15 protein-coding genes are annotated in these 17379 nt (G+C 71.6%); 9 read left to right on the top strand and 6 right to left on the bottom strand.

The annotated features are described in order from the left end of the window. The first annotated feature begins 73 nt into the window (after positions 1 to 73). From ACRAKJ_RS37470 to ACRAKJ_RS37455, 4 genes are all read left to right on the top strand, one after another. A complete protein-coding gene (locus ACRAKJ_RS37470; RefSeq protein WP_438925745.1) occupies positions 74 to 904 on the top strand; it encodes a Scr1 family TA system antitoxin-like transcriptional regulator in 831 nt (276 codons plus the stop codon). 20 nt (positions 905 to 924) lie between these two features. Beyond that, positions 925 to 1095, top strand: coding sequence for a DUF397 domain-containing protein (locus ACRAKJ_RS37465; RefSeq protein ID WP_447008818.1), 171 nt, complete (start codon positions 925 to 927; stop codon positions 1093 to 1095). Next, positions 1092 to 2240, top strand: coding sequence for an imidazolonepropionase (hutI, locus tag ACRAKJ_RS37460; RefSeq protein WP_438925743.1), 1149 nt, complete (start codon positions 1092 to 1094; stop codon positions 2238 to 2240). Before ACRAKJ_RS37465 ends, hutI begins: the two co-directional genes overlap by 4 nt. A gap of 65 nt (positions 2241 to 2305) precedes the next feature. Then, positions 2306 to 3298 carry an aldo/keto reductase gene (locus tag ACRAKJ_RS37455; protein ID WP_438925742.1) on the top strand — a complete coding sequence of 331 codons (993 nt, stop codon included), beginning with the start codon at positions 2306 to 2308 and terminating at the stop codon, positions 3296 to 3298. A 106-nt stretch (positions 3299 to 3404) separates the two neighbouring features. On the opposite strand, the gene ACRAKJ_RS37450 is transcribed toward ACRAKJ_RS37455, so the two are convergent. Continuing rightward, positions 3405 to 3959: a hypothetical protein gene (locus ACRAKJ_RS37450; RefSeq protein ID WP_438925741.1), complete on the bottom strand. Its 555-nt coding sequence runs from the start codon at positions 3957 to 3959 to the stop codon at positions 3405 to 3407. Between the two features lie 233 nt (positions 3960 to 4192). Between ACRAKJ_RS37450 and ACRAKJ_RS37445 the strand changes: the two genes are divergently transcribed. The 3 genes from ACRAKJ_RS37445 (at position 4193) to ACRAKJ_RS37435 (ending at position 5935) form a co-directional block, all read left to right on the top strand. Beyond that, the gene (locus ACRAKJ_RS37445) at positions 4193 to 4822 is read left to right on the top strand and encodes a TetR family transcriptional regulator (RefSeq protein ID WP_438925740.1); all 630 of its coding nucleotides are present in this window, start codon (positions 4193 to 4195) and stop codon (positions 4820 to 4822) included. A 102-nt stretch (positions 4823 to 4924) separates the two neighbouring features. After that, positions 4925 to 5386: an excisionase family DNA-binding protein gene (locus ACRAKJ_RS37440; protein WP_438925739.1), complete on the top strand. Its 462-nt coding sequence runs from the start codon at positions 4925 to 4927 to the stop codon at positions 5384 to 5386. After that, positions 5387 to 5935: a PIN domain-containing protein gene (locus ACRAKJ_RS37435; protein WP_438925738.1), complete on the top strand. Its 549-nt coding sequence runs from the start codon at positions 5387 to 5389 to the stop codon at positions 5933 to 5935. It abuts the gene before it with no gap. Here the strand turns inward: ACRAKJ_RS37435 and ACRAKJ_RS37430 are convergent, their stop codons facing one another. Further along, entirely contained in the window at positions 5936 to 6118 is a 183-nt protein-coding gene (locus ACRAKJ_RS37430; RefSeq protein WP_438925737.1) for a DUF6104 family protein, read from the bottom strand. A gap of 87 nt (positions 6119 to 6205) precedes the next feature. Further along, positions 6206 to 9946, bottom strand: coding sequence for a multifunctional oxoglutarate decarboxylase/oxoglutarate dehydrogenase thiamine pyrophosphate-binding subunit/dihydrolipoyllysine-residue succinyltransferase subunit (locus tag ACRAKJ_RS37425; RefSeq protein WP_438925736.1), 3741 nt, complete (start codon positions 9944 to 9946; stop codon positions 6206 to 6208). Positions 9947 to 10305: 359 nt separating this feature from the next. Between ACRAKJ_RS37425 and ACRAKJ_RS37420 the strand changes: the two genes are divergently transcribed. Together ACRAKJ_RS37420 and ACRAKJ_RS37415 are read left to right on the top strand one after the other, a co-directional pair. Beyond that, a complete protein-coding gene (locus ACRAKJ_RS37420) occupies positions 10306 to 10662 on the top strand; it encodes a metalloregulator ArsR/SmtB family transcription factor (RefSeq protein ID WP_438925735.1) in 357 nt (118 codons plus the stop codon). After that, positions 10659 to 11141, top strand: coding sequence for an SRPBCC family protein (locus ACRAKJ_RS37415; RefSeq protein WP_447008817.1), 483 nt, complete (start codon positions 10659 to 10661; stop codon positions 11139 to 11141). The genes ACRAKJ_RS37420 and ACRAKJ_RS37415 overlap by 4 nt, the downstream gene beginning before the upstream one ends. A 45-nt stretch (positions 11142 to 11186) precedes the next feature. Here the strand turns inward: ACRAKJ_RS37415 and ACRAKJ_RS37410 are convergent, their stop codons facing one another. From ACRAKJ_RS37410 to ACRAKJ_RS37400, 3 genes are all read right to left on the bottom strand, one after another. After that, positions 11187 to 14966 (bottom strand): ABC transporter ATP-binding protein, encoded by a 3780-nt coding sequence (locus tag ACRAKJ_RS37410; protein WP_447008816.1) that lies wholly within the window; start codon positions 14964 to 14966, stop codon positions 11187 to 11189. A gap of 259 nt (positions 14967 to 15225) precedes the next feature. Further along, positions 15226 to 16098: a hypothetical protein gene (locus ACRAKJ_RS37405; RefSeq protein WP_438926476.1), complete on the bottom strand. Its 873-nt coding sequence runs from the start codon at positions 16096 to 16098 to the stop codon at positions 15226 to 15228. Next, complete coding sequence (locus ACRAKJ_RS37400; protein WP_438926475.1) at positions 16098 to 17372, bottom strand: ATP-binding cassette domain-containing protein; 1275 nt, start codon at positions 17370 to 17372, stop codon at positions 16098 to 16100. Before ACRAKJ_RS37400 ends, ACRAKJ_RS37405 begins: the two co-directional genes overlap by 1 nt. Between the last annotated feature and the right edge of the window lie 7 nt (positions 17373 to 17379).

Raw genomic sequence — 17379 nt, 5'->3', positions numbered from 1 at the left:
CCGCAGGGGAGCAGTCACCTGATCGGGTAACGGGATTCCCGGTTCCGGGACCCCACCCGCCCATCATGGCCCCATGCCGATCCGCCCGTCGTTCCGCCGCCGGAAGTTGGCCCGCCGCTTGCGCCGGATGCGCGAGGAAGCCGGGATGACCATCGAGGACGCCGCCGCGCGCCTCGACAAGCACCGGAACTCGCTGTACCGGATCGAGGCGGGGGAGACCAAGGTCGACGTCCACCTGGCCCGCACGATGATGGACGTCTACGACCACTACGCGCCGGACCTGCTCGACCAGGTGCGCGAGGCCCTGAAGCCCGGCTGGTGGACCACCTACGGCCTCCGCAACATGGGATATGTCGACATAGAGACCGAGGCGGTGGCCGTGCGGGAGTTGACCCTCCTGCACGTCCCCGGCCTCCTCCAGACCGAGGCTTACGCCCGTGCGGTGCTGGAGAGCGGCCAGCGCTGGAGCAAGCCGGAGTTGGCCGCCCACGTCAAGGTCAGGATGGTGCGCCAACGCCGGCTGACCGCCGAGGAGAACCCCCTGCACCTGACCGCCCTGGTCGACGAAACCGCGCTGCGCCAACGCATCGGGAGCGGTGCCCTGATGAGGGGGCAGTTGGAGTACCTGGTGATGGCGGCCGAGTTGGAAACGGTCGACCTCCGGGTGCTGCCGCGGACCATCGGGGCCCATGCGGGGCAGCGCGGTCCCTTCACCCTCCTCCACTTCCCCGATCCGGCGGAATCGCCCCTGCTCTACGTGTCCTACGCGACGGGGGCGCTGCACAGCGAAGATCCGGAACAGGTCTCCCGGGCTACAGTGTTGTTCAACAATCTGCTCGGACTCGCCCTGGCTCCACCCGAGTCGGTCGCCTTGATCGAGCGGGTTCGTGCCGAGTTCGAGTGAGAGGGCGGCCCACCGTGAACGTGACCGGTCCGATCTGGCGCAAGAGCAGTCGCAGCGGGAGCGGCGGGAACGACAACTGCGTCGAGGTGGCGTTCTCCCCGCCGTTGGTGGCGGTGCGGGACTCGAAGTCGCCGAGCGGCGGCCGGTTGGCGTTCCCCGCCGACGCCTGGCAGCGGTTCGTGCGACGGTGAGCGCCGGCACGCTGGTCACCAACATCGGTGAACTGACGACCAACGACCCCGAGCTGGGCCGCCTGACCGATGCGGCGATCGTCTTCGACTCGCACGTCCGGTGGGTGGGCCCGGCCTCGGCCGCCCCGCCCGCCGACACCCGGGTCGACGCGGCCGGCCGCGCGGTCCTCCCCGGCTGGGTGGACAGCCACACCCACCTGGTCTTCGCGGGCGACCGCACCGCCGAGTTCGAGGCCCGCATGGCGGGCCAGGCGTACACCGCCGGCGGCATCATGGTGACCGTGGGCGCGACGCGCGAGGCGTCCGACGACGCGCTCATCGCAAACGTGCTCAAGCACGTCGAAGAAGCCGCTCGTCAAGGCACCACCACCATCGAGACCAAAACCGGCTACGGCCTGACCGTCGCCGATGAGGTCCGGTCGGCGCGCATCGCGTCGGAACTGGTCGACGAGGTGACGTTCCTCGGCGCCCACCTGGTGCCCGAGGACGTTGACAAAGATGCTTACGTATCTCTCGCAGCAGGCGCGATGCTCGACGCCGTGGCGCCTCACGCACGGTGGGCGGACGTGTTCTGCGAGCGCGGGGCGTTCGACGAGGACGAGTCGCGGACGGTCCTGCGCGCGGCGGCGGCCAAGGGGCTCGGGCTGCGCGTGCACGGGAACCAACTGGGCGAGGGGCCGGGCGTGCGGCTGGCGGTCGAGGTGGGGGCGGCGAGCGTCGACCACTGCACCTACCTGTCGGACGCGGACGTGGAAGTGCTCTCGCACTCGGCGACCGTCGCCACCCTGTTGCCCGCGTGCGATTTGTCGACAAGGCAACCCCTCGCCCCCGCGCGCCGCCTGCTCGACGCGGGCGCGACCGTCGCCCTGGCCAGCAACTGCAACCCCGGCAGTTCGTACACGACGTCCATGGCCTTCGCCGTGGCCACCGCCGTGCTCCAGATGCGCATGTCGGTGGAGGAGGCCGTCACCGCCGCGACCCTGGGCGGCGCGCGAGCGCTCCGCCGGACCGACGTCGGCCACCTGGCGGTCGGCGCGCGGGCCGATGTCCACGTGCTCGAAGCACCTTCCGCGACGCACCTCGCCTACCGCCCCGGCGTGCCCCTGACGCACGCGGTGTGGCGGGAGGGCGTCCGGGTGCGCTGACCCGTTCCCGGGACCGCCGTTCGTCCCCGGTGGTCGAACCCCACGACCTGGGGCAGGCTGGTGGCATGGAGTACACCCAGCTCGGCCGTTCCGGCCTCTCCGTGTCCCGCTTGTGCCTGGGGACGATGAACTTCGGCCCGGAGACGTCCGAGGCCGACAGCCACGCCATCATGGACCGCGCGCACGAGCACGGCCTGAACTTCTTCGACACGGCCAACGTCTACGGCTGGCAGAAGGGCGAGGGCGTCACCGAGCAGATCATCGGCCGGTGGTTCGCGCAGGGCGGTGGCCGGCGCGAGAAGACCGTGATCGCGACCAAGCTGTACGGCGACATGGGGGACTGGCCGAACGAGGGCCGGCTGTCCGCCCTGCACATCCGGCGCTCGGCGGAGGAGTCGCTGCGGCGGCTCCAGACCGACCACATCGACCTCCTCCAGATGCACCACGTGGACCGCAACACCCCGTGGGAGGAGATCTGGGAGGCGTTCTCCGTGCTGCGGCAGCAGGGGAAGGTCGTCTACTTCGGGTCGTCCAACTTCGCCGGGTGGCACATCGCGCAGGCGCAGGAGGCCGCGCGCGAGCGGCACTTCCTCGGCCTCGTCAGCGAGCAGTCGATCTACAACCTGCTGAACCGCTTCGTCGAGCTGGAGGTGCTGCCGGCGGCGCTGCACTACGGCCTCGGCGTGATCCCGTGGTCGCCGTTGCAGGGCGGTCTGCTGGGCGGCGTGCTGCGCAAGCAGCGCGAGGGCGGCGGGTCGCGGGGGACCAGCGAGCGCAGCGCCAAGGCCCTGGAGAAGCACCGCGACGCTGTGGAGGCGTACGAGGAGCTGGCCGCCGACCTGGGTGAGGACCCGGCGCACCTGGGCGTGGCGTGGCTGCTGCACCGGGAGGGCGTGACGGCGCCGATCATCGGCCCGCGCACGATGGAGCAGCTGGACGGTTCGCTCCGGTCGGTCGAGATCGCGCTCGACGACGAGGTCCTGGCGAAGCTGGACGAGCTGTTCCCGGCCCCCGGCCCGAACGGCAGCAAGCCCGCCCCGGAGTCCTACGCCTGGTAGGAGCGGAACGCCTGGTAGGAGTGGGACGCCTGGTAGGAGTGGGACGCCCGCCGCCCCTTGCGGGCGGTGGGCGTCACCGGGTCGGGGTCGCGCGCCGGTCGTCGTGTCAGCCCCTGCCGGCGCGGCCGAGGCGCAGCGCCGAGACGAGGAAGAAGATCCCGCCGACGAGGGCGTAGCCGGCCAGGGTGCCCAGCGACGCGCCCTCGCCGGACGCCTGGAGGACGAACGTCGTCCCGGCCAGGGCGGAGAGGCCGCCACTGGCGATCATCGCCCACTGGCCGCCCAGCCCCCGCCGCCCGACGCCGACGACGAGCTGGACGATCCCCGACGCGATCGCCCAGGCCCCCCACACCCGCAGGACCGCCGGGACGCCGGACGTGACGGCGACCGCCAGGCCGACGCCGGCGAGGGTGCTGATCGCGATGTTCAGGTACAGGCCCCGGGTGGACCCGGTCGTCCGGGACGAGCGCGCGTCGACGACGGCCGCGGCCACGTCGAACAGCGGGTAGAGCACGAGCAGGGCCCCGCTCACCGGGCCGATGCCCGACGCGGTCGCGAACAGCGAGCCGGCCCAGGCGAGGGCGAACGCGAAGCGGACGAGGTAGAGGCGTCGGAGGGCCGGCGCGAGGCCGGTCGCGGTCGGAGCGGTGGTGGCGGTCATGGGGTTCCCAACGGTCGGAGGCGCTTCGGCTCGTGACCCGGTAGGTAGACGTACTAGTTCGTCTACCTACCGGCAGTCGCCAGCCTGGCCGCCGGCGCTGCTCGGGGCAACGGAAGGTGCGCTGCTTCACAACCGGCGCGTGGCGGCGTCCGTCGTCAGGTAGACGAACTAGTACGTCAGTAGACTTGGCCGGCACGACCCGGAGAGACCCGGCCGAGGGAAGGGGAACCGCGATGGCGCAGACCGCCGCCGAGGCGAAGGCCGACGACGCGCGGCCCACCCCGTCCGTCCGGGAACGCATCCTCGCGGCGGCCGACGAGCACTTCTACGCCGAGGGCATCCGGGCGGTCAGCGCGGACCGGCTGATCGCCGAGGCGGGCGTCAGCAAGGTGACCTTCTACCGGCACTTCCCCACGAAGGACGACCTGGTCGTGGCCTACGTCGAGGGCCGGGCGGCGGTCGAGCGGCACGCGCTGGAGGAGTTCCGCGACCGGGCCTCCGACGCCTGCGACACGCTCGTCGCCATCGCGCACGGCATCTCCGGGCTGAGCTGCTCGCCCGGCTTCCGCGGCTGCCCGTTCATCAACGCCGCCGCCGAGTACGCCGACCCGGACCACCCCGTGCGCCGGGCCGTCGCCGCCCACCGGTCCTGGTTCGCGGCCTACCTGCGCGACCTGCTGGTGCGACTGGGGATCACCGACCCCGCCGCGGCGGTGGACCAACTGATCTTCCTCCGCGACGGCGCGATGCTCGCCGGCTACCTCAACCTCGACCGCGCCGACCGCGCCGAGTCGATCGTCAGCGCCGGCCGCGCCGTCGTCGAGGCCGCGAGGACGAGCACCGCACCGGGCGGGTGTGCCTGATCCGTGACTCGACGCCGCGGGGTCGCCGGTACCGCGCGGACGGGTGACACTTGTTGCGTTCGCTTCGATTGTTGCGAATAATTCGACCAGGGGGTGACGGCGATGGTGAAGGTCGAAGCGGCGAACGTGGCACCCGGTGTGGTCGACGCCGAGATCGCGGCGCGTGCGTTGAGGCGGGTGAAGGACTACCTGACGTCGTCCGGTGGGCAGGCCGAAGAACTCGAAATACTGGTCGAGGGCGGCCCCGGCGAGGCACTGGTGCTCCCGCGCCCGGCGGTCGAGATGTTCGTCCACGTCCTCGCCGCCATGGCCAACGGCCAAGGTGTCCGGATCATGCCGGTCAACGCCGAACTGACCACCCAGAGCGCCGCCGAAATCCTGAACGTCTCCCGGCCGTACCTGATCAGCCTGCTCGAACGGGGCGAGATCGAGTACCGACTGGTCGGCAGGCACCGTCGCGTCCGGTTCGACGCGCTGATGGACTACATGCGGCGGGACGACCTCGCGCGCAAGCAGGTCGTCGACGAGCTGACGCGACTCGACCAGGAGTTGGGAACAGACTGAATGGCGTTCGTCGTGATCTACGACGCCTGTGCCCTGTACGGCAACACCGTGCGCAACCTGCTCCTCAGGGTCGCCTGTGCGCGTCTGGTGCAGGCGAAGTGGACCGACCGGATCCTCGACGAGGTCGACCGCGCCCTCGAACGGCGGGGCATCGCGCAGCAGAAGCGGCACAGACTGCGCGACCTGATCAACCGTTCGGTGCCCGACTGCCTCGTCAACGGCTACGAGTCGTTGGTGAGCGGGCTCGAACTGCCCGACCCGGACGACCGGCACGTCCTGGCGGCGGCGATCCGGGCGGGCGCCCAGGTGATCGTGACCGACAACCTCAAGGACTTCCCGGCCGAGTACCTGTGCAGGTGGGACATCGAGGCCAAGAGCCCGGACGACTTCGTCCTGGACCTGATCGGCATCAACGACCGGGTCGTCTACTCGTGCGTGCAGCAGATCGTGGACGAGCGCACCAACCCGCCCGAGACGATCGACGAGGTGCTCGGTCAGCTGGAGCGCTCGGGCCTCATCGAGTCCGCGGCGGCGCTCCGGCTCGGCTGATCAGTCCTCGAAGTCGTCCTCGTCGTCCCGCGCCAGCCACGTGGCCAGGCGCTCGACCGGCGTCTCGAACTCCGGGTTCGCGTCCACGAACGCCCGCAGCTTGTCGGCCAGCCACGCCAGCGTGACCTCCTCCTCGCCGCGCCGCTTCTCCAGCTCCTCGATACCGCGGTCGGTGAAGTACACGTCGCCCTCCCAAGCGAAAAACGGGGGAAACGGCCGAGCCGCCGGGACGTGGCGCCCCGACGGCTCGACCAGCACACCTCGAACGGCCTACTCGAACGCCTTGGCGATCAGCTCGCGCTGCTCGACCTCGTGCACCTTGGACGACCCGGCGGACGGGGCGGCCATCGGGCGGCGCGACACGCGCTTCACCGTGAACCTCGTGGGCAGCAGCTCGGGCAGGGCCAGGCCGAAGAACGGCCACGCGCCCTGGTTCGCCGGCTCCTCCTGCACCCACCGGACCTCGGTGGCGTTCGGGTAGCTCTCCAGGGCCTCGGTCAGCTTGCGCGCCGGGACAGGGTAGAGCTGCTCGACGCGCACGACCGCCACGTCCTGCGCACCGCGCTTCTCCTGCTCGGCCAGCAGCTCGTAGTAGATCTTGCCGCTGCACAGCAGGACCTTGGTGACGCTGTCCTTCTTCGCGGCCTTGTCGTCGATGACCGACTGGAAGCGGTCCTCGACGAAGTCCTCGACCGGGCTGGTCGCGGCCTTCAGGCGCAGCATCGACTTGGGGGTGAACACCACCAGCGGGCGGTTCACGCCGTCGAGGGCGTGGCGGCGCAGCAGGTGGAAGTAGTTCGCCGGCGTCGACGGCACCGCGATGGTCATCGAGCCCTCCGCGCACAGCTGGAGGAAGCGCTCGATGCGGCCGGACGTGTGGTCCGGGCCCTGGCCCTCGTGGCCGTGCGGCAGCAGCAGCACGACGTCGGACACCTGGCCCCACTTCGCCTCACCGGACGAGATGAACTCGTCGATGATCGGCTGCGCGCCGTTGACGAAGTCGCCGAACTGCGCCTCCCACAGCACGAGGGCGTCGGGGTTGGCCACCGAGTAGCCGTACTCGAAGCCCAGCGCCGCGAACTCCGACAGCACCGAGTCGTAGACCATGAACTTGCCCTGGTCGTCGGCCAGGTTCTGGAGCGGCGTGTACTCGGCGCCCTTCTTGCGGTCCACCAGGGTGGCGTGCCGCTGCACGAACGTGCCGCGCCGCGAGTCCTGGCCGGCCAGCCGGACCGTGCGGCCCTCCAGCACCAGCGACCCGAACGCCAGCAGCTCGGCGAACGCCCAGTCGATGCCGCCCTCGCGGGCCATCTTGGCGCGCCGCTCCAGCACCGGCTTCACGCGCGGGTGCGGGGTGAAGCCCTCGGGCAGGTCGACGTGCGCGTCGGCGATCCGCTCGATGACCGACCGGTCGACGCCGGTGGGCAGCTTGGCCGGGACCTGCTGCTCCTCCTCGATCGACGGCGAGGTCTTGATCGGGTGCTTCTCCAGCTCCCGGACCTCGTTGAACACGTGCTCCAGCTGCGAGGAGAAGTCCTGGAGCGCCTTCTCGGCCTCCTCGACGGAGATGTCGCCGCGGCCGATCAGGGACTCGGTGTAGGTCTTGCGCACCGAGCGCTTCGTGTCGATCACGTCGTACATGGCGGGCTGCGTCATCGAGGGGTCGTCGCCCTCGTTGTGGCCGCGGCGCCGGTAGCAGACCATGTCGATCACGACGTCCTTGTTGAACGCCTGCCGGTAGTCCACGGCCAGCTTCGCGACCCAGTAGCACGCCTCGGGGTCGTCGCCGTTGACGTGGAACACCGGCGCGCCGATCATCTTCGCGACGTCGGTCGAGTACTTCGACGAGCGCGAGTTCTCCGGCGCGGTGGTGAAGCCGACCTGGTTGTTCACCACGACGTGCACGGTGCCGCCGGTGCGGTAGCCGCGCACGAGCGCCAGGTTCAGCGTCTCGGCGACCACGCCCTGACCGGCGAACGCGGCGTCGCCGTGCATCGCGACGGGCAGCACGGAGAAGCCCTCGCCGCCCTTGTCGAGGATGTCCTGCTTGGCGCGGACGATGCCCTCCAGCACCGGGTCCACGGCCTCCAGGTGCGACGGGTTCGCGGTCAGCGACACCTTGGTCTCGCCGTCGCCGAACATGCGGAAGTACTTGCCCTCCGCGCCCAGGTGGTACTTCACGTCACCGGAGCCGTGCGCCTGACCCGGGTCGAGGTTGCCCTCGAACTCGCGGAAGATCTGCGAGATCGGCTTGCCGACGATGTTCGCCAGCACGTTCAGCCGGCCGCGGTGCGGCATGCCGATGACGACCTCGTCCAGCTCGTGCTCGGCGGCCTTGTCCAGCACCGCGTCGAGCAGCGGGATGACCGTCTCGCCGCCTTCGAGCGAGAACCGCTTCTGGCCGACGTACTTGGTCTGGAGGAAGGTCTCGAACGCCTCGGCGGCGTTGAGCTTCGACAGGATGTACTTCTGCACGGAGGCCGGCGGCTTCTCGTGCGGCACCTCGACGCGCTCCTGGATCCAGAGGCGCTCCTCCGGGTCGAGGATGTGCATGTACTCGACGCCGACCGTGCGGCAGTACGAGTTGCGCAGCACGCCGAGGATGTCGCGCAGCTTCATCCGCTCCTGGCCCGCGAACCCGCCGACCGGGAACTCCCGGTCCAGGTCCCACAGGGTCAGGCCGTGCGACAGGACGTCCAGGTCGCGGTGGCTGCGCTGGCGGTAGTTCAGCGGGTCCGTGTCGGCCATCAGGTGGCCGCGGGTGCGGAACGCGTCGATCAGCTCGATGACGCGGGCGGTCTTGTCGACCGCGCCCTCGGGGATGTCGGCGACCCAGCGGATCGGCTCGTACGGCAGCCGCAGCGACGTGAACACGTCGTCGTAGAAGCCGTCCTCGCCCAGCAGGAGCTGGTGGATGCGCTTGAGGAACTCGCCCGACTCCGCGCCCTGGATGACGCGGTGGTCGTACGTGGAGGTCAGCGTGATGATCTTGCTGACGCCCATGTCGGTCAGGGCCTGCTCGCTGGTGCCCTGGAAGTGCGCCGGGTACTCCATCGCGCCGACGCCGACGATCGTGCCCTGGCCCGCCTGGAGGCGCGGCACCGAGTGGTTGGTGCCGATGGTGCCCGGGTTGGTCAGCGAGATGGTCGTGCCGGAGAAGTCCTCCGCGGTCAGCGAGCCGGACCTGGCCTTGCGGATCAGGTCCTCGTACGCCTGCCAGAACTGCGTGAAGGTCATCCCCTCGCAGCCCTTGATGGAGGCCACCACCAGCGAGCGGGAGCCGTCCTTGCCGGGCAGGTCGATCGCCAGGCCGAAGTTCACGTGCTCCGGCGTGACGACGAAGGGCTTGCCCTCGACCTCGGCGAAGTGCCGGTTCATGTTCGGGAACGCCTGGAGCGCCCGGACCACCGCGTACCCGATGAGGTGGGTGAAGGAGACCTTCCCGCCGCGGGTGCGCTTGAGGTGGTTGTTGATGACGATGCGGTTGTCCGCCAGCAGCTTGGCCGGCACGGCGCGCACGCTCGTCGCGGTGGGAACGGTGAGCGACAGCTCCATGTTCTTCGCGATGGCGGCGGCGGCGCCCCGGAGCTGCTTCTGCTCCTGGCCCTGGGCGGGCTTCACCGGCGCGGCCTTGGCGGCCTGCGCGGGAGCTGGCTTGGCCGCGGGCTTCGCCGCCGGTGCGGCGGTCGCGGGCTTGGCGGCTGCGGGCTTGGCCGGAGCTGGCTTGGCCGGAGCGGGCGCGGCTTCGGCCGCGGCCGGTCGGGGTGCCTGCTCGGCGGGCTTGCCCGCGGCCGGCTTCGTCGCGGTGGCGGTGGACGAGGTGGTCGAGCCGTTCTCCGCGGCCACCGTCCCAGCCCCGTTGCCGCTCGACCGCTGCGTCGACTTGTAGTCGGCGAAGAAGTCGTGCCAGGCAGGGTCTACCGACGACGGGTCGGCGAGGAACTGCTCGTACATCTCCTCGACCAGCCACTCATTGGGGCCGAACTGAGAAGCAGGACTGCTGCTGGACACGGCTGGCGCTCGCCTCTATCCATCTCGCTCTTGGTAATGACTCACTCGTGACCAGGCTAGTCCCCCGTCTGGTGCAGTTCACACACAGGAGGGGCCCGGCGCGGAGGTCTCACTCACAGGATCGATCACGTCATCGGTCCTGTTATGGGTGCTTGAGCACCTCTTGAGGTTAAGCGCGTCACGTGCCGGGCGTGGTGTCGGCGGGGAGACGGGGAGCGCACCGCCGGCCCCTTCGGGCCGTGAGGTGTTCACCGATCTGAACCCGATCTCGTGACCAGCTTGTTCAACCGGACGGTTGACCACGGTCGCCCCGACGCCTATCGTCGTGTTCAACCGAGCGGTTGAACAAGGAGGTGGCGGTGGACGACCAGCTGTCCCGGGTCTTCTCGGCCCTGGCCGACCCGATCCGGCGCGACATGGTGGCGCGGCTCGCGGTGGCGGACGCGACGGTCAACGAGCTGGCCGAGCCCTACTCCGTGACCGTGCAGGCCGTGTCGAAGCACCTGCGGGTGCTGGAGGACGCCGGGCTCGTCAGCCGCAGCAGGCAGGCGCAGCGGCGTCCCGTCCACCTCGAAGCGGAGGTGTTCGACCTGATGACGAAGTGGATCGAGCGCTACCGGCACGAAGCCGAGCAGCGCTACCGGCGGCTCGACGCCGTGCTCGCAGACCTGGCCGACGAGGCCGCACCCGACGTGCGTGGAGGAGAAGCGTCATGACCACGACCACCCACCCCGGAACGACCATCACCGCCGACCCGGCGGCACCCACCATCCGCATCACCCGCGAGTTCGCCGCCCCGCCCGGGGCCGTGTTCCGCGCCCACACCGACCCCGACCTGGTCGTCAGGTGGCTCGGCCCGCGCTCGGTGACCATGCAGGTCGAGCGCTGGGAGGCCACCACCGGCGGCGCGTACCGGTACAAGCACACCCGCGGCGACGAGGAGTACGGCTTCTACGGCTCGTTCCACGAGGTCAGGGAGCCGTCGCGGATCGTGCAGACGTTCACCTTCGAGGGCTTCCCGGACGGCGTGTGCCTGGAGACCCTCACCCTGACCGACCTCGGCGACGGCCGCACGCGGCTCGACGCGGTGAGCGTCTACGAGTCGGTCGAGGTGCGCGACCTGGCCCTGTCGTCCGGCATGGAGACCGGCGTCGTCGAGGGCTACGAGCAGCTGGACGACCTCCTGGCCGGCTGACCGGCCCGTCCCCGCCGGTCCCGCGCGGGACCGGCGGGGACGACGTCAGCCGACCCGCGCGTCGGCCCTGTCGTCCGGCACCGCCTCGCCCAGCCCGTGCGCCCACAGCCGCGCGTAGTGGCCGCCCGCCGCCAGCAGCTCGGCGTGCGTGCCCACCTCGACGACCCGCCCGCCGGCCAGCACCACGATCCGGTCGGCACGGGCGGCGGTCGCCAGGCGGTGCGCCACCACGAACGTCGTGCGCGCGCCCGCCAGGTGGTCGCCCGCCGCCAGGACCGCCGACTCGGTGGCCGGGTCCAGGGCGGCGGTGGCCTCGTCCAGCAGCAGCAGCGCCGGCTGGACCAGCTCGGCGCGCGCCAGCGCGACCAGCTGCCGCTGACCCGCCGACAGGCCCTGCCCGCGTTCGCCGACCTGCTGGTGGAAGGCGTGCGGCAGCGACGCCACGGTCGGCAGGGCGCCCACCGCGCGCACCGCCGCCTCGACCTGCGCGCGCGAGGCGCCCGGGTCGCCGTACGCGACGTTCTCGGCCACGTCCCCGCCGAACAGGTGCGCCTCCTGCGGCACCACGCCCAACCGCTGCCGCAGCGCCGACAGGTCGTAGTCGCGCACGTCCACGCCGTCGATCAGCACCTGCCCGGACGTCACGTCGTAGAACCTCGCCACCAGCTTGACCAGCGTCGACTTGCCCGCGCCCGTCGCACCCACCAGGGCGACCGTCTCGCCCGGCGCGACGTGCAGCGACACGCCCTCCAACGCCGGCGCGGAGGTGCCCTGGTAGGCGAACGTGACGTCGCGCAGCTCCACCTCGCCCCGCAGCTCCGCCACGCCCACCGGGTGCTCCGCGGGCGGCACGGACGTGGGCGTGCGCAGCAGGTCCCCGATGCGGCTCAGGCCGACCCGCGCCTGCTGGTAGCCGTCGAACACGCCCGACAGCTGGTACAGCGGCGCGAAGAACAACCCCAGGTACAGCACGAACGCCAGCAGCACGCCCGCCGACAGCGTGCCGTCGGCCACCCGGTACGCCCCGACCACCAGGACCGCCGCCTGCGCCACCCCGGACAGCAGGGCCAGGAACGGGAAGTAGGTGGCGATGTAGCGCTGCGCCCGGATGCGGGACCGCCGGTAGGCGTCGCTGCGCTCGGCGAACGCCTCCGCCGACCGCGCCTCGCGCGTGTACGCCTGGGAGACGCGCAGGCCGGAGACGTTCTCCTGGAGGTCGGCGTTGACCGCGCTGACGCGTTCCCGCGCCTCGGCGTAGGCCCGCGACGACAACCGCTGGAACACCACCGTGGCGACCAGCAGCACCGGCAGCACGCTCAGCGCCACCAGCGCCAGCCCCGGGTCGGTCAGGGTCAGCGCCACCGCGATGCCCCCCACGGTCAGCACGCTGATCGCGAACGTGGTCAGGCCCGTCTGGAGGAAGCTCGACAGCGCGTCCACGTCCGTCGTCATCCGGGTCATGATCCGCCCGGCCATCTCGCGCTCGTAGTAGTCCAGGCCGAGCCGTTGCAGGTGGGCGTAGCTGCGCACGCGCAGCAGGTAGAGCAGGCGCTCGCCGACCCGCGACGTGACGACCGTGCCGATCGCCGACGACACCCAGCCCAGGGCGACCAGGACGAACCCGATCGCCGCCGCCAGCCACAGCCAGCCGACCGCGCCGCCCACCACGCCCCGGTCCACGCCCAGCCGCACCAGGCCGGGCAGCGCCACCGACAGGGCCGTGTCCACCAGCAGCAGGCCGGCGACGCCCACCATCGCCCACCGGACCGGGCGCAGCAGCGTGCGCAGCCGGAAACCGGGGTCGGGGGCGCTCGGGTCCTCGCCGCGCAGGTCCGGCTCGTCCAGCGCGGGCGGCAGCGACCGGACGCGCTCGACCAGCTCCGGCGTCGGCGGGGTGCCGCCCAGCAGCGCCGACGTGCCGCCACCGCCGCGGGCCACCCCCGGCTCCGCGCTCACCGACCGGTTCGCCGCCCGCACGGTCAGCTCGTCCTCGTCGGAACCCGGCCACAGCTCCGGCGTCACGCCGTCCGGTCCGGGCTCCAGCCGCGCGTCGGCCCTCGGGTCGACCTGCTCGATCGCCTCGCCGGGACCCGCCAGCAGGTCGCGGTACAGCCGGCAGCGGGCGGTCAGCTCCTCGTGCGTGCCCACGTCGACCACGCGGCCCGCGTCGAGCACGGCGATCCGGTCGGCCAGCGCCAGCGACGACCGGCGGTGCGCCACCAGCACCGTGGTGCGCCCGGCCGTCACCGCGGCCAGCGTGCGGTGGATCGCGGCCTCGGTCGCGGTGTCCACGGCCGACGTCGCGTCGTCCATCACCAGCACGCGGGGGTCCGACAGCAGCGCCCTGGCCAGCGCCACCCGCTGCCGCTGACCACCGGACAGGGTCAGGCCGCGCTCGCCGACCGCGGTGTCGTAGCCGTTCGGCAGGGCCGCGATGAACCCGTGCGCCTCGGCCGCCCGCGCCGCCGCCTCCACCTGCTCGTCCGACGCGTCGGGCACGCCGTAGGCGATGTTCGCGCGCACCGAGTCGGAGAACAGGAACGCCTCCTCGAACACCGTGCCCACGGTCCGCCGCAGCGACTCCAGCCGCAGCTCCCGCACGTCCACGCCGCCCACGGTCACCGAGCCCCCGTGCACGTCGTAGAACCGGGGCAGCAGCAGCGAGATCGTCGACTTGCCGGACCCCGCCGTGCCGACCACGGCCAGCGTCTCGCCCGGCTCGACCCGCAGCGACACCCCGGACAGCACCGGCTCGCTGCGCGTGTACCCGAACGACACGTCCCGCAGCTCCACGCCCACCGGCCCGGCCGGCACGTCGCGCCCGCCGTCGACCACGTCCGGCTGCGAGTCGATCAGCTCGTACACCCGCTCCACGCCCGCGCGCGCCAGCTGCGCCGTCACCATCAGGCTCGACAGCAGCCGGGTCGGGCCGACCAGGTTCGCCACGTACGTCGCGAACGCCAGGAACGTGCCGAGCGACACCTCGCCGCGCAGCGCCAGCCAGCCGCCCAGCGCGAGCACCGCCACCTGCCCCAGGTAGGGGAGGGCGGTCAGCGTCGCGGACGGCTTCGAGGTCAACCGGGCCGCCCGCATCCGCTCCGCGAACAGCACCTTCGCCCGCGACTCCAGCCGGGAGACCTCGCGCGCCTCCTGCCCGAAGCCCTTCACCACGCGCACGCCGGTGACCGTCTCCTCGACGTGCTGCGCCACGTCGGCGGCCCGCTGCTGGGCCGACCACGTGGCCGGGAACAACGTCAGCCTGCTGCGCGCCGCGACCACCCCTACGGCGGGCACGACCACCAGGGCGATCACCGTGAGCAACGGCGACAGCCAGAACATCGCCACCAGCGCGGCAACCGCGAACACGACCGTGCCGAACGCCAGCGGTGTCATCGACAGCAGGCTGTTGACCAGCTGGAGGTCGGTGATCGAGCGCGACACCACCTGCCCGGTGCGCAACGCGTCCTGCTTCGGCCCGTCCAACCGCTGCACCGCGCCGAACACGGCCTGCCGCAGGTCGTGCTGCACGTCCACGGCCAGCTTGCCGCCCAGGTAGCGGCGCACGAACGCGGTGCCGAAGGTGAGCAACTCCAACCCGACCAGCACCACCGCGAGCCAGGTGAGGCGGTCGGTGCGCCCGGCCACCGCGTCGTCCACGGCGGCCTTGATCAGCAGCGGCCCGGCGGCCTGGAGCCCCACGCCCACGACGGCGGCCAGCACCGACCACACCACGAGGGAGCGGTGCTGCCAGCACGCGCGGGCGAGTCGCCTGATCCAGCCGTCGGTGTTGGTCACGCCCACCAGATTAGGTCGGACCACCGACATGAGTGCGATGACGCGGACCGCCCACCTTCGGTCCCGCCGGCCGGCCCGCGGGCGGTGCACTGCTCCGCAGGCGCCGAGGCAGCGCGCCCGCGGTTGCGCTGATCTTCACCCGCCGGTGCTCTTGGATTGGTGTGCGCAGTGGCGAGCGGTCCGCTTCGACGCCTGCGGAGCGGTGCAACAAGGGAAACGCCCTCGTCGACCCCCGAAAAGAACGGAGGCCGCCCCGACGAACCGGGACGGCCTCCAGGAGTGCGTCACATCACGTGATGTCCTTGCGCTGGGTCGAGGCCCACCCGCCCAGGAAGAACAGGCCGGTCCAGACCAGGAAGATCAACCCGCTCAGCCACCAGTCGAACGCGCCGAGCCCGCCCGCGATGGTCCGCAGCACGTCGACCAGCTCGTCCGGCACCACGCCCGCGTTCGCCAGGAACAGCGAGGACGCGACCGAGCCGGTCATGCCGTTCACCGCGCCGTTGGGCAGGAAGCCGATCAGCTCCGGCAGGTTCTGCGAGGCCAGCACGAGCTGGATGCCGTTCTCGATGATCAGCATGTAGAGGATCAGCACCACGGTGGTGCCCACGACGCTCGTCATCAGCGCGCCGACGCCCACGCCGAACATCGTCATCAGGATCGAGGCCAGGATGCCCACGCCGGCCAGCGCCAGCCAGCCCGCCGGGTCCGGCAGCGCGCCGGAGTCCGAGGTGATCACGATGCCGATGCTCACGGCGGCCACGATCGCGACGCCGTAGATCGCGCCCCACGCGACGTAGACGATCAGCTTCGCGCTCAGCGCCGCGACCCGGGTGGGCGCGGTGAGGAACGTCGTGGTGATCGTCCTGCGGTTGATCTCGCCGGAGATCGCCAGGCCGCCGAAGATCATCGGGAAGATGGTGGCCACGTTGATGCTGCGGGCCATGCCGAACAGCGAGACCTGCCACTGCGCCGGGTCCACCCCGAGCAGCCTGGTCAGGTCCTCGGCCTCGTCGCTGCTGACGACGTCCATGATGCCCTTGCCGATGGCGCCCGTGCCGAGCGCCCAGCCCAGCGCCAGCAGCACGGTCGGGATCAGCAGGCCCCACCACAGGCCCGTGGTGGTCGTCTTGCGGAACTCCGCCTTGATCAGGTCACCCATCACGCACCGCCCCCCAGGCCGCCACCCTGCTGCTGTCCGTACGGGTTGTCCTGCGGTGGCTGCTGGTACCCCTGAGGTGGTTGCTGCTGCCCGGGCTGCTGGTACCCCTGCGGCGGCGTCTGCTGCCCGGGTTGCTGCTGGTAGCCGGGCGGCGGGGCGTAGTAGCCGCTGCCGCCGGGCGGCGTCGGCTGGCCGTAGCCCGGCTGGCCGTACCCGGGTTGGCCGTAGCCCGGCTGCCCGTACCCCGGCTGGCCGTACCCGGGTTGGCCGTAGCCCTGCTGCGGCTGGCCGTACGGCTGCTGGGGCTGCCCGTAACCCTGCTGTGGCTGCCCGTAGGGGTTCTGGCCGTACTGGTCCTGGCCCGGCGCGGCGTACTGACCGTTGGTGAGCTGGAAGAACAGGCGTTCCAGGTCCGCCTTCTCCTCCTGGATGCCGTAGATCGACACGCCCGCCTTCAGCGCGGTGTCGGCGACCTGCTTGGCCTCGACCCCGCTGACCGCGATCCGGCCGTCCGGCAGCTGCTCGATGTTCGACACGCCGTCCTCGCGGAGCGCGGCGACCAGGCCGGCGGCGTCCGACGGCTGCACGAGCACGCGGGCCTGCTGCTGGTCGCGCAGGTTGTCCAGCGGCCCGTAGTACATGGTCTGGCCCCGGCTGACGATGACCACCTGGTCGACGGTCTGCTCGACCTCGGCCAGCAGGTGGCTGGAGATCAGCACGGTCCGACCGCTGCGGGCGAACGACTGGAGGAACGTCCGCAGCCAGGCGATGCCCTCCGGGTCGAGGCCGTTGGCCGGCTCGTCGAGCACGAGGATCTGCGGGTCGCCGAGCAGCGCGGTGGCCAGTGCCAGCCGCTGCTTCATGCCCAGCGAGAACCCGCCCGCCCGGCGGTCGCCCGCCGCGCCCAGGCCCACCAGCTGGAGCACCTGGTCGGCGCGCGAGTCGGGCACGCCGATCGCCGCCGCGTACACGCGCAGGTGGTTGCGCGCGGTGCGCTTGGGGTGGAAGCCCTGCGCCTCCAGCACCGCGCCCACGACCCGCCCGGGGTTGCCGAGCTGGTGGAACGGCCTGCCGTTGATCAGACCGGTGCCCGCCGTGGGCGTCACCAGCCCGAGGAGCATGCGCAGCGTCGTCGTCTTGCCCGCGCCGTTGGGACCGAGGAAGCCGGTAACCGAACCGGGTTCCACCGTGAAGCTCAAGTTCTGCACCGCTGCGACCGGACCGAACTGCTTGGTCAAGTTCTGCACCACGATGCGGCCACTGCCGTCGTGCACGCGTCCC

The sequence above is a fragment of the Saccharothrix sp. DSM 118769 genome, from assembly GCF_052936295.1.
This window is presented reverse-complemented; position numbering and strand designations above follow the sequence as displayed.

Coding starts and splice junctions, on each gene's coding strand:
- ACRAKJ_RS37405 (WP_438926476.1), bottom strand. CDS start 16,098: ATGGGTGACCTGATCAAGGCGGAGTTCCGCAAGACGACCACCACGGGC.
- ACRAKJ_RS37410 (WP_447008816.1), bottom strand. CDS start 14,966: ATGTCGGTGGTCCGACCTAATCTGGTGGGCGTGACCAACACCGACGGC.
- ACRAKJ_RS37445 (WP_438925740.1), top strand. CDS start 4,193: ATGGCGCAGACCGCCGCCGAGGCGAAGGCCGACGACGCGCGGCCCACC.
- ACRAKJ_RS37435 (WP_438925738.1), top strand. CDS start 5,387: ATGGCGTTCGTCGTGATCTACGACGCCTGTGCCCTGTACGGCAACACC.
- ACRAKJ_RS37450 (WP_438925741.1), bottom strand. CDS start 3,959: ATGACCGCCACCACCGCTCCGACCGCGACCGGCCTCGCGCCGGCCCTC.
- ACRAKJ_RS37470 (WP_438925745.1), top strand. CDS start 74: ATGCCGATCCGCCCGTCGTTCCGCCGCCGGAAGTTGGCCCGCCGCTTG.
- ACRAKJ_RS37455 (WP_438925742.1), top strand. CDS start 2,306: ATGGAGTACACCCAGCTCGGCCGTTCCGGCCTCTCCGTGTCCCGCTTG.
- ACRAKJ_RS37440 (WP_438925739.1), top strand. CDS start 4,925: ATGGTGAAGGTCGAAGCGGCGAACGTGGCACCCGGTGTGGTCGACGCC.
- ACRAKJ_RS37415 (WP_447008817.1), top strand. CDS start 10,659: ATGACCACGACCACCCACCCCGGAACGACCATCACCGCCGACCCGGCG.